13 protein-coding genes are annotated in these 15253 nt (G+C 62.5%); 6 read left to right on the forward strand and 7 right to left on the reverse strand.

The annotated features are described in order from the left end of the window. Positions 1-6 precede the first annotated feature (6 nt). Positions 7-894 (forward strand): methylated-DNA--[protein]-cysteine S-methyltransferase, encoded by an 888-nt coding sequence (locus tag BLU35_RS27780; RefSeq protein WP_093235363.1) that lies wholly within the window; start codon positions 7-9, stop codon positions 892-894. 118 nt (positions 895-1012) lie between these two features. Here the strand turns inward: BLU35_RS27780 and BLU35_RS27785 are convergent, their stop codons facing one another. The 6 genes from BLU35_RS27785 to mepA form a co-directional block, all read right to left on the reverse strand. Beyond that, positions 1013-1648, reverse strand: a complete 636-nt coding sequence (locus BLU35_RS27785; RefSeq protein WP_065371996.1) for a 2,3-bisphosphoglycerate-dependent phosphoglycerate mutase — start codon at positions 1646-1648, stop codon at positions 1013-1015. Positions 1649-1682: 34 nt separating this feature from the next. Next, positions 1683-2501: a 4-hydroxy-tetrahydrodipicolinate reductase gene (gene dapB, locus BLU35_RS27790; protein WP_093235364.1), complete on the reverse strand. Its 819-nt coding sequence runs from the start codon at positions 2499-2501 to the stop codon at positions 1683-1685. Between the two features lie 125 nt (positions 2502-2626). Then, positions 2627-4444, reverse strand: coding sequence for an ABC transporter ATP-binding protein (locus BLU35_RS27795; protein ID WP_093235365.1), 1818 nt, complete (start codon positions 4442-4444; stop codon positions 2627-2629). A 112-nt stretch (positions 4445-4556) separates the two neighbouring features. Then, positions 4557-5576: a glucokinase gene (locus BLU35_RS27800; RefSeq protein ID WP_093235390.1), complete on the reverse strand. Its 1020-nt coding sequence runs from the start codon at positions 5574-5576 to the stop codon at positions 4557-4559. Positions 5577-5696: 120 nt separating this feature from the next. Next, entirely contained in the window at positions 5697-6080 is a 384-nt protein-coding gene (locus BLU35_RS27805) for a methylglyoxal synthase (protein ID WP_093235366.1), read from the reverse strand. A 103-nt stretch (positions 6081-6183) separates the two neighbouring features. Next, positions 6184-7239, reverse strand: a complete 1056-nt coding sequence (gene mepA, locus BLU35_RS27810; protein WP_502688182.1) for a penicillin-insensitive murein endopeptidase — start codon at positions 7237-7239, stop codon at positions 6184-6186. Positions 7240-7471: 232 nt separating this feature from the next. On the opposite strand from mepA, the gene BLU35_RS27815 reads away from it, so the two are divergent. From BLU35_RS27815 to BLU35_RS27835, 5 genes are all read left to right on the forward strand, one after another. Next, the gene (locus BLU35_RS27815; RefSeq protein WP_093235368.1) at positions 7472-9331 is read left to right on the forward strand and encodes an extracellular solute-binding protein; all 1860 of its coding nucleotides are present in this window, start codon (positions 7472-7474) and stop codon (positions 9329-9331) included. 177 nt (positions 9332-9508) lie between these two features. After that, positions 9509-10594: a microcin C ABC transporter permease YejB gene (locus BLU35_RS27820; RefSeq protein WP_058328328.1), complete on the forward strand. Its 1086-nt coding sequence runs from the start codon at positions 9509-9511 to the stop codon at positions 10592-10594. Continuing rightward, positions 10594-11739 (forward strand): ABC transporter permease, encoded by a 1146-nt coding sequence (locus BLU35_RS27825; RefSeq protein WP_093235369.1) that lies wholly within the window; start codon positions 10594-10596, stop codon positions 11737-11739. Before BLU35_RS27820 ends, BLU35_RS27825 begins: the two co-directional genes overlap by 1 nt. A gap of 8 nt (positions 11740-11747) precedes the next feature. Then, positions 11748-13376 (forward strand): ABC transporter ATP-binding protein, encoded by a 1629-nt coding sequence (locus BLU35_RS27830; RefSeq protein ID WP_093235391.1) that lies wholly within the window; start codon positions 11748-11750, stop codon positions 13374-13376. A 10-nt stretch (positions 13377-13386) separates the two neighbouring features. Beyond that, entirely contained in the window at positions 13387-14346 is a 960-nt protein-coding gene (locus tag BLU35_RS27835) for a 2-hydroxyacid dehydrogenase (protein WP_093235370.1), read from the forward strand. Positions 14347-14397: 51 nt separating this feature from the next. On the opposite strand, the gene BLU35_RS27840 is transcribed toward BLU35_RS27835, so the two are convergent. Next, positions 14398-15252: a C40 family peptidase gene (locus tag BLU35_RS27840; protein WP_093235371.1), complete on the reverse strand. Its 855-nt coding sequence runs from the start codon at positions 15250-15252 to the stop codon at positions 14398-14400. Between the last annotated feature and the right edge of the window lies 1 nt (position 15253).

The following is a 15253-nucleotide window of genomic DNA, read 5'->3' on the forward strand; positions in this document are numbered from 1 at the left end:
AGAGCCATGAACATTGCTGCATCCGTACCCACAGACATCACGCCGAAAGGCACCGATTACGATACGGTCAGCCGCGTGATCGAAATGCTCACCGAGGATTATCGCGACCAGCCGTCGCTCGAAACGGTGGCGCACCGCCTGAAGCAGTCGCCGACGCAACTCCAGAAAGTCTTCACCCGCTGGGCCGGGCTTTCGCCGAAAGCCTTCCTCCAGGCGGTGACGCTCGACCATGCCAAGCGCCTGTTGCGCCAGGAAGACATGCCGCTGCTCGAAACCAGCATCGAGGTCGGTCTATCAGGACCGAGCCGCCTGCACGACCTGTTCGTGACCCATGAGGCAATGTCGCCGGGTGAGTGGAAGGCCCGCGGCACCGGCCTGACGATCCGCTACGGTTACCATCCCTCGCCCTTCGGCACGGCGCTGGTGATGATCACAGACCGCGGCCTGGCAGGCCTCGCCTTTAACGATGGCGGCGGCGAACAGGCGAGCTTCGAGGACATGGCGCAACGCTGGCCGAACGCCAGCTATATCGAAGACAGTGCGGCCACCGCCTACTATGCGGCACGCATCTTCGATCCCTCGCGCTGGCGCCAGGAAGAGCCGCTGCGTATCTTCCTGATCGGCTCCGATTTCCAGATCCGGGTCTGGCAGGCATTGTTGAAGATCCCGCTCGGGTGCGCCACCACCTATTCGAACATCGCCGGGCGGATCGGCCAGCCGACAGCGTCACGCGCCGTCGGCGCCGCGGTCGGGCGCAACCCTATCTCCTTCGTCGTCCCCTGCCATCGCGCACTCGGCAAGGGCGGAGACCTCACCGGCTACCACTGGGGTCTGACGCGCAAGCGCGCGATCCTCGGCTGGGAAGCCGGCAAGGCGGCGGACGGCACGATCTGATGCTCCAAGTCACGCAGTTCCGGACTGGAAGGCCCCGTCACACCTTTCCTGGAGCTGCTTGGCAAGAACAAAAAAGGGGCGCTCAGCGCCCCTTCTTCATTTCCATATTTGTCAGCGCTCAGTGGGCGCCGGACATGTCGCCCAGCACTTCCTTGGAAGCAACCGTCGAGTCGGCCTTGAGCTTGTAGACCATTGGCACGCCGGTCGCGAGGTTGAGCTTCAGGATCTCTTCCTTGGTCAAACGATCGAGCACCATGACCAGCGAGCGCAGTGAGTTGCCGTGGGCGGCGACCAGGACCTTCTGGCCCGACAGCACGCGCGGCAGGATCTCGGTCAAGTAATAGGGCCAGACGCGGGCACCGGTGTCGCGCAGGCTTTCGCCGCCCGGAGGCGGCACGTCGTAGGAGCGGCGCCAGATATGCACCTGCTCTTCGCCCCACTTCTCGCGTGCGTCGTCTTTGTTGAGACCCGAGAGGTCGCCATAGTCGCGCTCGTTGAGCGCCTGGTCGCGGATCGTTTCGAGCGAAGACTGGCCGACGGCGTCGAGCACGAACTGGCAGGTGCGCTGGGCACGGACGAGGTCCGAGGTGAAGGCGATGTCGAACTTGATGCCATATTCGGCAAGCGCCTTGCCGCCGGCCTTGGCTTCCGCGACGCCGAGTTCCGTCAGGTCCGGATCACGCCAGCCGGTGAACAGGTTCTTCAGGTTCCAGTCGCTCTGGCCATGCCGGACGAGGACGAGAGTACCGCTCATGTCGAATTCCCCTTGAGACTTGAGAGTGGAAAGGTCAGTTGAGCCCGAGCACGTCGAGCATGGAATAGAAGCCGGGTTTCTGGTCGCGCGCCCAGAGCGCCGCGGTGACGGCGCCGCGCGCGAAGATCGAGCGATCCGTCGCGCTGTGCGAGAGCGTCACCAACTCGCCTTCGCCGGCGAGAATGACCGAGTGCTCGCCGACGACCGAGCCGCCGCGCAGCGTCGCAAAACCGATCGTACCGGCCGGACGCGGGCCCGTATGACCGTCACGCACGCGCACCGAATTGTCGGCAAGGCTGATGCCGCGTCCCCTTGCTGCCGCTTCGCCGAGAAGCAGCGCCGTACCCGAGGGCGCATCGACCTTGTGCTTGTGGTGCATTTCGAGGATTTCGATATCCCAATTGGCGGGGCCGAGAGCACGCGCCGCCTTTTCCGTCAACACGCCGAGCAGGTTCACGCCGAGGCTCATATTGCCCGACTTGACGATCCGGGCGTGGCGCGCAGCAGCACGGATCTTCGCCTCGTCGTCGGCCGAGCAGCCGGTGGTCCCGATGACATGGACGATGCGGGCCTGGGCCGCAAGGCCGGCAAACTCGACGGTACCCGCGGGTGCTGTGAAATCAAGCACGCCTTCCGCCTCGACGAAAGCTTCGAGCGGCTGGTCGGTGACCGGCACGCCGATCGGCCCGAGACCGGCCACTTCGCCGGCGTCGCGGCCGATGAAGGGAGAACCCGGACGTTCGATGGCAGCATGCAGGCGCACGCCGTCCATCGCGTGGACCGTGCGTATCAGCGTCTGGCCCATACGGCCTGCAGCACCCACCACCACGAGCTTCATATCGGGTTCGCCCATCGGTGATTTCCTTCTCGTCCGCTGTTAGCGCGTTCCCAGTCAAAACGGCGTCGGGAAACGCTCTATCTCATTGTTCTTACGCATTTCCGGACGCAAAACCGCTACGCGCTTTTGCTGGAAATGTTCTAGATTTCGGCGCCGGCCGGCGCTTCGGGCGCCTTGGCCTCAGTCGACTGGCCCTGAAGATTGTGAAGCCGAGCGTAGAGACCGTCCGGTCGCCGTGCAAGCTCGGCATGCGTGCCCTCCTCGACGACGGAACCATCCTTCATGACGATGATCTTGTCGGCATTGACGACGGTCGAAAGGCGATGCGCGATGACGATCACCGTACGGCCGTTCATGGCGTAATCGAGCGCCTTCTGCACGGCGGCTTCCGATTCGGTATCGAGCGCCGAGGTGGCCTCGTCGAGCAGCAGGATCGGCGCATTGCGCACGAGTGCACGGGCGATGGACAGCCGCTGGCGCTGGCCGCCGGAAAGCGTCATGCCGTTTTCGCCGACCGGGGTATCGTATCCCTGCGGCTGCGCCAGAATGAAATCATGCGCATAGGCAAGCCGCGCGGCTTCCTCGATCTCCGCGTCGGTCGCATCGATGCGCCCGTAGCGGATGTTGTCGCGGATCGATCCTTCGAAGAGGTAGGGTTGCTGCGACACATAGGCGATGCTCTTGCGCAGCGACTGCTTGGTGACGTCGGCAATATCCTGCCCATCGATCAGGATCTGGCCGGAAGCCGGATCGTAGAACCGCGGGATGAGGCTGATGACCGTCGACTTGCCGGCACCGGAGGGGCCGACGAGCGCCGTCGTCTTGCCGCCTTCTGCAACGAAGCTGACGCCTTTCAGAACCTCGTCGCCGTTAGCGTACTGGAAGCGGACGTCGCGCAGCTCGACTGCGGCGTTCGTGAAGGCCAGTTCCTTGGCGTCCGCCTTGTCGCGCTGATGCGGCACGGTGTCGAGGATTTCGTAGACCATGCGGGCATTGACGGCAGCACGCTCCATCGAGACCTGCAGCCGCGCCAGTCGGCGGGCCGGATCGTAAGCCATCAGGAGAGCCACCACGAAGGCGAAGAAGGCGCCGGGCGGCACGTCCGCATAGATCGCGCGGAAGGCGGAATAGGCAAGCACAGCAGAAATCGCGAGGCCGGCGAAGGTTTCGGTCATCGGCGCCGTGCGCTCGCTCAACCGCGCGATGCGGTTCGCCCGGTTCTCGGCCCGATCGATGATCGCATCGACCTTGCCGCGCAGTTCGCCTTCCATGGTGAAGGCCTTGACGATGGTGATGCCCTGGATCGTTTCCTGCATCGCGCCGAGAACGCGGCTATTGACCTCGATCGATTCGCGCGTTGCCGAACGCAGGCGCCTGGAAACGTAGCGCAGGCCGAGCAGCAATGGCGGCGCCGCGACGAAGACGATGATCGACAGCAGCCAGTCCTTGGCGAACATGACGCCGACCAGACCGATCAGGGTCAAGAGATCGCGGGCGATCGACGTGACCGTCAGGTTGAGCACGTCGCGGATGCCGCTGACATTCTGGCTGATTTGGGCTGCAAGCTGTGCCGATCGCGTCTCATTGAAATAGCCGACGCTCAGCGCCATCAGATGGGCGTAGAGCCGGCGCTGGTAACGCGCGACGATGTTGTTGCCGATCTTCGACAGGGCAACGGCCTGGCCGTAGGTGGCGAAGCCGCGCAGAATGAAGGCTGCGAGGATCGCGCCGCAGACGAGCAGGACGATATCTGCCCGCTTGTTGGCGAAAGCCTCGTTGATCACGGTCTCCATGATCGAGGCCGTGAAACCGGTTGTTGCAGCGACGACGGCCAGACAGGCTATGGCAAAGACATAGCCGCGAATGTGGTCGCGACCGTTTTCCGCAATGACCCGTTTCAGAATTCCGCTGATCGTATCGGAATCGACCGCGTGCTGTTTTCTATTGCTGGCGCTCAAAAAGCCCGTCTTCCCTGGACCCAATGTGGCGAGCCGGTTTCCGGCCCGACCTTTCCCGGGGCTCTATAGTAGTTTGGTATCGCTTTGGCGAGTCTTTGCGCGCGCCGACTGCTCAGCTTCTCCAGCGGCGTCCCTCCGTTGCAACACCGAAATCCCTCGGCGTGCGGGCAAAAGCGGCCAGACCGGAGAGCGCCGCCATCGGATGAATGACGGCAAAGGTCGGGATCGTCTTCATCAGCGCCGAGTGCGGCGCCTTGTCTTCGAAGGCGTCACGGAACGGTGATTTCATGAGCGCCGGCAGGATCTTCTGCGAGATGCCACCCGCCAAAAACACGCCGCCGCGCGCCATGAAAATCAGCGCCATGTCGCCGGCAACGCGGCCGAGATAGGTGCAGAACAGCGAGATCGTCTCGATCGCTGCCCTGTCACTCTCGGCCAGCGCGTGCGTCGTCACTTCCGCCGGATCGATGAGCACCGGGTCCACGCCATCGGCGGCACAGACGGCGCGATAGAGATTCATGATGCCGCGCCCGCAGAGGATCTGCTCGCCGGCCATGCGTCCCTCGATCGGTTCGAGGAAGGGCCAGATCTGAAAGTCGCGCTCAGTGCGCGGGCCGATGTCGACATGGCCGCCCTCACCCGGTACCGGGATCCAGGTGTGCTGGGCAAAGACCAGTCCGCCGACGCCGAGACCCGTGCCCGGGCCGAGGACCACACGCGACGTCAGGGGACGAACGCTGCCGCCACCGATCTGCACGAGATCCTCGTCCGCCGGCGCGGCCACGGCGAGCGCCTGTGCCTCGAAATCGTTGATGATCAGCACGTCCTCGAGGCCAAGGCTCGAGAGCATGTCTTTCGGCTTGATCACCCAGCCGGCATTGGTGAGCGGAATTTCATCGCCTCGGATCGGACCGGCCACCGCCAGGATCGCCGAACGCGGCTGCACCGAAGTCTTGTCGAGGATGCTCTTCTGCATCGCTTCCTCGATCGTTTCGAAATCGCCGGTCTTGATCGGTGGCAGCTGCTTCGGCTCGGCAAAAGCATCGAGCAGCAGGGCAAAGCGGGCATTGGTGCCACCGATATCACCGATCAGGATCGGAAAGGGGAAGGCGTTTTCACTGGTGCCGGGCATCGCAAGATCCATCCTGATGGTCGTGGCAGGTATATCGCTGTCTATCAGCTAGAGCGGAATAAGGGAAAGTGTGTCCGGTTTTCGGACCGCAGCCGCCTAACTCATGAGAAGCGATCACGTTTATGATTTTGGGTTGAAGTCGATCAACCGTTCGGCCGTCGCCTGGTTGAGAGCCATCGGAATGTCGTAGACGATCGCGAGACGCATCAGCGCCTTGACGTCCACGTCATGCGGCATCGCCGTCAGAGGATCGACGAAGAAGATCAGAAGCTGCACTTCGCCGGTGGCGATCATCGCGCCGATCTGCTGGTCGCCGCCGAGCGGACCGCTTTTCAGGCGCGTGATATCGAGCCCCGGACAGACATCGAGGACTCGGCCGCCTGTCGTGCCTGTCGCAACGATGCGCCATTGGGACAAAACCGCTTCATGCGCCTTGGCGAAAGCCGCAAGATCGTCCTTCTTCTGATCGTGGGCAATCAGGGCAATGCATTTCCGATCCGCCATGTCGGGCCTCGCATCAATCTTTAAATCGATTTGATCGCCCTATACATGAACGCCGCGGCAATGGGAAGGTTGAAGCCCGCCCACCCCGCTCACGCGTTCATAATCATTGCAAGGCCGGACGGGCCAGCGGCACTGGAATATCGGTCGGCGGAACGTCTCCGGCGGCAGCGCCGATCACCTGCTCGATACCTTCAGTCGCCGGGGCAGGTGCCGCCGCCCGATAGGCCGTGCCAAACGTGGCGGCCTCTTCCGAGGCAGGCGCGGGACCGTTCAGCACCAGCGCGCAAGCTTTCGGCAGGTCGGCCATGGTCGTGAGCCTTGGCTTCACCGGCTTTTCGCCCGGCTTCTTCTTCGGCTTTGCCCAGGGCTCGTCGGTAAACCACCAGGCCAGCGACTTGTCGCAGCCATCGCCGGCCGGCACCGCCGCCTGGTCCTTGCAGCTCGCTGCACCCGCGGGGCATTTGATGCGGATGTGGAAGTGATAGTCATGACCGTAGATCGGCCGGACCTTGCCAAGTGCCGATCGGTCCCCGGTCCAGGTGTCGCAGAGCTTCTTCTTGATCGCCGGATTGACGAAGACGCGCTCCACCTGCGGGTAGCTGGCGGCCAGCATGATGAGCTGCGCGTGTTTCGGCGTCCAAATGGAGCGATCTACCGTCAGGAACTTGTTCTTCTGCAGCATCGAGGTCGCAGAGATATCTTCGCGCTCGCGGTAGCTGAGCGTGCGCTGCGGCATCGGCGTCAGCCAGATATCGGCGTCGAGACCGATCTGATGGGACGCGTGGCCCGACAGCATCGGGCCGCCGCGCGGCTGCGAGATGTCACCGAGCAAAAGGCCCGGCCAGCCGACCTTTTCAGCGGCATCGTGCGAAAACTGCTCGATCAGCGCGATCATCTGCGGGTGACCCCAGCGGCGGTTGCGCGACAGCCGCATCGCCTGCCAGGTGGGCCCGTCGGTCGGGATCGCGACACCGCCGGCAAGGCAGCCCTTCGCGTAGAAACCATAGGGGTTCGCGGCCATTTCGGCCGGCAGGGCCTTGGCACCGAACAGCGCCTTTGCCGGCGCATCGTCGGCCGCCGCGTTGTCGGCAATCAGAAGGCTTGTTCCCAGCAGCAACGCAAGAAACGCCGAGCCGCAACGTCGAAGTGGAGCAATCATTGAATTTCGTCCCATTTGTCTCGCGGACAGAAGCGCCAACACGCGGCATTCCCTGTCCGACGAACTCCGATCCTACGGCCCCGTGTTTGCCTCAGCCTTACGCGTCACGCACTTGTGAATCACCGGGATGTGACTCAAAAATTTTGCCTGATTTGCGGCGGTGCCTGTCAATTGCCCGGATTTCGCCTATGCTCTCGAAAAAGAAGATTGAAATATAAGGGGTACCGGCTGGATGCCAAACTTCTGCAGGACCGTGAAACCTGGCCTCGCTGCCTCGCTTCTGACAGCAGCGTTTCTTCTCTTCCCTCCTGCATCGAACGCCGAAGATCAGCCCGTCTGGCGTCATGGCACGTCTTCAATCGGTGAACTGAAATACAAGCCTGACTTTGCCCGCTTCGACTATGTCAATGCGGATGCGCCCAAAGGCGGCGAATTGCACCTCTCCGAAAGCGGCACCTTCGACACGTTCAATCCGATCCTTTCCAAGGGCGAGGCGGCGAGCGGTGTTACCTCCCTCGTCTTCGACACCCTGCTGAAGTCCGCTGAGGATGAGATCACCACGGCCTACGGTCTGCTAGCCGAGGGCGTCTCCTATCCCGATGATATTTCCTCCGCCACTTTTCGTCTTCGCGCCGAGGCGAAGTGGGCGGACGGCAAGCCAGTGACGCCGGAGGATGTCGTCTTCTCGTTTGAAAAGGTGAAGGAGCACAATCCGCTCCTATCCAACTACTACCGCCACGTCGTTTCGGCGGAAAAGACGGGCGAGCGCGACGTTACTTTCCGCTTCGACGAGAAGAACAACCACGAACTGCCAAACATTCTCGGCCAGTTCCCGATCCTGCCGAAGCATTGGTGGGAAGGGCAGGACGAGAAAGGCAACAAACGCGACATCAGCCGCACGACGCTTGAACCGGTCATGGGCTCCGGCCCCTACAAGATCGCTTCGTTCCAGGCCGGCGGCTCCATCCGCTTCGAACGCAGGGACGACTATTGGGGCAAAAACCTCAACGTGAATGTCGGTCAGTATAATTTCGGTACGATCACCTACGCCTTCTTCAGCGACCGGAACGTACAATTCGAGGCGTTCCGCGCCGGCAATGTCGATTTCTACCAGGACAACAGCGCCAGCCATTGGGCGACGGCCTATGATTTTCCGGCCATGAAGGATGGCCGCGTGATCCGCGAGGAAATCGAGAACCCCTTGCGCGCGGCCGGGATCATGCAGGCCTTTGTGCCGAACATGCGCCGAGAAAAATTCCGGGACCAGCGCGTGCGCGAGGCGCTAAACTACGCCTTCGACTTCGAGGATCTCAACCGCAATCTCGCCTACAATGCCTTCCAGCGTGTCGACAGTTACTTCTGGGGCACCGAGCTTGCCTCATCCGCTTTGCCTGAAGGCCGGGAAAAGGCCATCCTGGAGGAGCTGAAGGACAAGGTTCCGGCCGAGGTCTTCACCACGCCCTACACCAACCCCATCAATGGCGACCCGCAAAAGGTGCGCGACAACCTGCGCAACGCGCTCGCGCTGTTCAAGGAGGCCGGCTACGAGCTGAAGGGCAACCGCCTCGTCAACGTGAAGACTGGCGAACCCTTCAGCTTCGAACTGCTTCTGTCCAACCCGTCTTTCGAGCGCACGGTCACCCCGTTCATCAACAGTGTGAAGAAGATCGGTATCGATGCCCGCATCCGCACCGTCGATGACTCCCAGTACACCAATCGCGTCAGAAGCTTCGACTATGACATGATCTACGGCATCTGGGCGCAGACACTGGTGCCCGGCAACGAGCAACTCGACTATTGGGGCTCATCCTCGGTCAACCAACAGGGATCGAGAAACTATGCCGGGATCGCCGATCCGGCGATCGACGAGCTCATTCGCAGAGTGATCTTCGCGCCGAACCGCGATGAACTGGTCGCGACCACGCGGGCGCTCGACCGCGTCCTTCTCGCCCACCACTACGTCGTGCCGCTCTTCTATTCGAAGTCGGTGCGCGTCGCCTATTGGAACCACCTCGCCCACACGAAGGAACTTCCCTATTACGGCACAGGCTTCCCGGATGCCTGGTGGTCGAAAAACGCCACCCCCAAATGAAGTCCTTGCACTCGGATGGCGTCTCGATTCCAAATGCAGAAAAACGAATCACTGAAACAAGCCCCGATCCGGGCCTGACAGCCGCAAGGAGACACAGGGATTGAAACACCATAGACGGCATGCCGACGCTTCGCCGGTCCGGGCCACCGCCCACACGTCGATCGAAAGGCTCGCCTGATGGGTGCCTATATCCTGCGCCGCCTGCTTCTGATGATCCCGACGATCTTCGGGATCATGGCGATCTCGTTTGCCATCGTACAGTTCGCACCGGGCGGCCCGGTCGAGCAGGTGATTTCGGATCTCACCAATGCTGGCGGCGGCTCGGACCGCTTGAGCGGCAGCAGCGGCGACCTGATGCCGTCGGGGGGGGATGAAGGCGGCCGCTATCGCGGCGCGCAAGGGCTAGATCCGGAATTCATCGCCAAGCTCGAAAAGCAATTCGGCTTCGACAAGCCGCCGCTTGAGCGCTTCGCGACGATGATGTGGAATTACATCCGCTTCGATTTCGGCGAGAGCTTCTTCCGCAACACATCGGTCATCGATCTCATCAAGGAGAAGATGCCGGTCTCGATCTCGCTCGGCCTCTGGATTCTGCTGTTTTCCTACGCAATCTCGATCCCGCTGGGCATCAAGAAGGCCGTTTCCGATGGTTCGGCCTTCGACGTCTGGACCTCCGGCATCATCGTCATCGGCTATGCCGTGCCGAGCTTCCTGTTCGGTATCCTCTTGATCGTCATCTTTGCCGGCGGGTCGTTCTTCGACTGGTTCCCGCTCCGCGGCATTGTCTCCGACAATTTCTGGCAATTGCCCTGGTGGCAGAAGCCACTCGACTACATCTGGCACATGACGCTGCCGCTGATCACGCTGCTGCTTTCGGCATTTGCGACCACCACGCTGCTCACCAAGAATTCCTTCATCGACGAGATCAAGAAGCAATATGTGACGACGGCACGGGCGAAGGGTCTCAACGATCGCCAGGTGCTCTACGGCCACGTGTTCCGTAACGCCATGCTGATCATCATCGCCGGCTTCCCGGGCGCCTTCATCTCGGCCTTCTTCACCGGGTCGCTGCTGATCGAGTACATCTTCTCGCTCGATGGCCTCGGTCGCCTCGGTTATGATTCGGTCGTCAAGCGTGACTACCCGATCGTCTTTGCAACGCTCTTCATCTTCTCGCTGATGGGTCTGCTCGTCAGCCTGCTGTCAGACCTCATCTACACCTGGGTCGATCCGCGCATCGACTTCGAGCGGAGGGACGTCTGATGGTGGACGTGACGACCTCCCCGACAAGCCGCGTGGCGGTGCCCCCGCGCGGCTGGCTGTCTCCGGTCAACCAGCGGCGCTGGCAGAATTTTAGGGCGAACCGACGCGGCTACTGGTCGCTCTGGATCTTCCTTGCGCTTTTCGGCCTCAGCCTTGTTGGCGAATTCATCGCCAACGACAGGCCCATTGTCGCCTCCTACAAGGGCGAGCTTCTCTTCCCGGTGGTCATCGATTACCCGGAGGAAAAGTTCGGCGGCTTCCTTGCCGAGACCGACTACCGCTCCGACTTCATCCGCGACGAAATCGAGGCCAATGGCTGGATGGTCTGGCCGCCGGTCCGCTACTCCTATCAGACCGTCAATTCCAACATCCCACATTCGGCGCCCACCAAACCCTTCTGGCTGATGGACAAGGAGGAGCGCTGCTCCGCCTATCCGGAGGGTCGGAATGACCGCAACTGCATCGTCGGCAATCTCAACTGGCTTGGCACCGACGATCAGGCCCGCGACGTGTTTGCGCGCATGATCTACGGCTTCCGTCTCTCGGTGCTGTTCGGCCTGACGCTGACCATTGCCTCGGCGGTGATCGGCGTGACCGCCGGTGCTGTCCAGGGCTATTTCGGCGGCTGGACCGATCTCCTGATGCAACGCTTCATCGAGATCTGGTCGTCAATGCCGGTGCTCTACATTCTGTTGATCATTGCCGCGATCCTGCCGCCCGGCTTCTTCATCCTGCTCGGCATCATGCTCTTGTTTTCCTGGGTCGGCTTCGTCGGCGTCGTGCGCGCCGAGTTCTTGAGGGCGCGCAACTTCGAATATGTGAACGCGGCACGCGCGCTCGGCGTCGGCAACGGCACGATCATGTATCGCCACCTGCTGCCGAACGCGATGGTCGCAACGCTGACCTTCCTGCCCTTCATCCTCTCCGGCTCGATCACGACGCTGACATCGCTCGACTTCCTCGGTTTCGGCATGCCACCGGGCTCGCCTTCGCTCGGCGAGATGATCGCGCAGGGCAAATCCAACCTGCAGGCACCCTGGCTCGGGCTGACGGCCTTCTGCGTCATGTCGCTGATGCTATCGCTACTGATCTTCGTCGGTGAAGCAACGCGCGATGCCTTCGATCCGAGAAAGACGTTCCGGTGAGCGCGACGATGACAGATCCCATCCTCTCCGTCCGCGACCTCTCGGTCGCCTTTCACCAGGGCGGCAACACCTCGATCGCCGTCGACCACATCTCCTTCGAGATCAAGCGCGGGGAGACTGTGGCGCTTGTCGGCGAATCCGGTTCGGGCAAGTCGGTTTCGGCCAATTCGATCCTGAAGCTGCTGCCCTATCCGTCCGCGAGCCACCCGAGCGGCGAGATCGTCTTCAACGGCAAGGACCTGTTGAAGGCCGGCGATGCGGAGCTGCGCAACGTGCGCGGCAACGACATCACCATGATCTTCCAGGAGCCGATGACCTCGCTCAACCCGCTGCATTCGATCGAGCGGCAGATCGGCGAGATCCTCGAACTGCACCAGGGGCTCGAAGGAGCCGCTGCGCGCACCCGCATTCTCGAGCTTCTCAATCAGGTCGGCATCCGCGAGCCGGAGAAGCGCCTCAGCGCCTATCCGCACGAGCTCTCCGGTGGCCAGCGCCAGCGCGTCATGATCGCCATGGCGCTTGCCAACCGGCCCGAGCTTTTGATCGCCGACGAGCCGACGACGGCGCTCGACGTCACGGTGCAGGCGCAGATCCTCGAGCTTCTGAAGACGCTCAAGGACGAGCACGGCATGTCGATGCTGTTCATCACCCACGACCTCGGCATCGTGCGCAAGATCGCCGACCGGGTCTGCGTGATGACCAAGGGCAAGATCGTCGAAACCGGGCCGACCGCCGAGATCTTCGCCAACCCGCAGCACGCCTATACCCGCCATCTGCTCGCTTCTGAACCGAAGGGCAACCCACCGCCGTCCGACGCGTCGAAGCCGATCGTGATGGAAGCCTCGGACATGAAGGTCTGGTTCCCGATCAAGGCCGGCTTTCTGCGCAAGGTGGTCGACCATGTGAAGGCCGTCGACGGCATCGACCTGAAGCTGCGCGCCGGCCAGACGCTCGGGGTCGTCGGCGAATCCGGTTCCGGCAAGACGACGCTCGGCCTGGCGCTGACGCGGCTGATCTCGTCGAAGGGCCGCATCGCCTTTATCGGCAAGGGCATCGACCGCTACAGCTTCAACGAAATGCGGCCACTTCGAAACCGGATGCAGATCGTCTTTCAGGACCCCTATGGCTCGCTCAGCCCGCGCATGTCGGTGGCCGATATCATCGCCGAAGGCCTGAAGATCCATGAACGTTCGCTTTCGGAGAACGAGCGCGACGCCCGCGTCGCCGCCGCTCTCGAAGAGGTCGGCCTCGACCCCTCGACCCGTTGGCGCTATCCGCACGAGTTCTCCGGCGGCCAGCGGCAGCGCATTGCCATTGCGCGTGCCATGGTGCTGAAGCCGCAATTCGTCATGCTCGACGAACCAACGTCGGCGCTCGACATGAGCGTGCAGGCGCAGGTGGTCGATCTCTTGCGCGACCTGCAGAGCAAACACGATCTCGCCTATCTGTTCATCAGCCATGACCTGAAGGTCGTGCGGGCGCTTGCCAACGAGATGATCGTGATGCGCCTGGGCAAGGTGGTGGAACAGGGGCCGGCCGAGCGCATCTTCAATGCGCCGAGCGAAGATTACACGAAGGCGCTGATGGCAGCGGCCTTCAACCTCGAAGCCGTCAATCTCACCGCGATCCGCCAGTAGAGTGCCCGCAATGTCCGCAAAGAGCCCCGTCATCGTCGATCTGAAGTTCATTTCGGAGGAGGTCGAGGCGGCTCTTCGCGGCGCCTTTCCCGATCGCGAGGTGATCAATCGCGCCGACGTCGTGCACCACAACCGCGATCTCTCGGGGATCGACTATGCAGTGGTGTGGAAATCGGCGCCGGATCTCTTCGAACGGGCACCCAACCTCAAAGTCGTGTTCTCCGGCGGCGCCGGCGTCGACCACGTTCTGACGCTTCCCGGTCTTCCCGAGGTGCCGCTCGTGCGCTTCGTCGATCAGACGCTGACGACGCGCATGAGCGAGTGGGTCGTCATGCAATGTCTTCTGCATCTGCGCCAGCACCGCGCCTATGAGGCGCTGGCGGCGAAGCGTGAATGGCGTGACCTGACCCAGCCGGAAGCGGCCGACATTACCGTCGGCATCATGGGCATGGGCGTGCTTGGCCAGGACGCCGCCCGCAAGCTCTCCACCATGGGCTTCAAGGTCGGCGGCTGGTCGCGCAGCAAGCGAGACGTCGCAGGCATCGAGACCTTCGGCGGCAGCGAGCTCGACACGTTCCTGGCGCGCACGGATTTCCTCGTCGGTCTGCTGCCGCTGACGCCGGACACGCGCGGCATTTTCAATCTGCGCCTGTTTGCCAAGCTCAGCCGCAACGGCCCGTTCGGTGCGCCTGTTTTCATCAATGCCGGCCGTGGCGGCAGCCAGGTCGAAGCCGATATCGTTCAGGCACTCGACAATGGCGTGCTCGGCGGCGCCTCGCTCGATGTCTTCGAAGAGGAACCGCTTGCCAGCGACAGCCGCTTCTGGACCATGCCGAACGTGTATGTCACACCGCATGTGGCGGCATCCTCCGACGTCAAGGCGTTGTTCCGCCATGTCGAGCAGCAGATCGCCCGCTTCGAAAGCGGTCAATCTCTCGAACACGTGGTCGACAAAGTAGCCGGCTATTGATTTAGCGGAAGCGAGGTGCGGCGGAATCAACCCGCCTGCACGTGGCTTGCTTCAGGGCCGTCGATAGCCGGTCGGCTGGTCGTAGAGCCAGCCAATGCGAGCGATCGCCTCTTCCAATCCTTCATGCGCGACCGACATGGTGTGGCCGTTGGCATGGATCAGCGTGCGTTCGTCTTCCATGATCGCGACATGGCCCTTCCAGAACACGAGATCGCCGCGCCGCAACTCTTCACGAGAGATCGGCATGCCGAGCCGAGCCGCCTGCATGTCGGAATCGCGCTCGACTACACGGCCTGCCATCAACATCGACGTCTGCACTAGGCCTGAGCAATCGATGCCGAAGCCGGAGCGGCCGCCCCACAGATAGGGCGTCTCCAGGAAGCGGGTGGCGACGGTGACGTAGTCGGCGCTGACGGCGTGGCCAACGGGCGCACAATGATTGGCGACGATCGCGCGGCCGCCCTCAAGCAGGAAGTAGCGCGTGCCACGCGTTTCCGCCTCGCCGATGACCGCGACACGGCTTCCCATCGAGAGAGCGAGGGCATGCGGAAACTTGAGGTCGGCACCGTTGTAGACGAATGTGCGCGGCACGGTGACGATATGGGTCAGAACTGTGGTCTGCCGCAGAAGAGCCGTCTCCGGCATGTAGCCGACATAACCGTCGAGATCGGCTTTGACCCAGGCCCAGCCGTTGGCCGTATCAAGCACCCGCACGCCCTCGCCATAGAGCACCTCGGTGTCCGTGCCGCAGGCGGCATCCGGACGAGCACGCAGCGGCGCGACCGGCACGGCGAGCGTCGCCACCTCTCCCTCGACATAACGCTCCGCCTCGACCTGGCCGCGAAGCGCGATCTCGGCGAGATCGCTGCGATAGGCGTTGAGACGACGGTCCGGCAGTTGCGACATG

The sequence above is a fragment of the Sinorhizobium sp. NFACC03 genome, from assembly GCF_900103435.1.
Lineage (GTDB): Bacteria > Pseudomonadota > Alphaproteobacteria > Rhizobiales > Rhizobiaceae > Ensifer.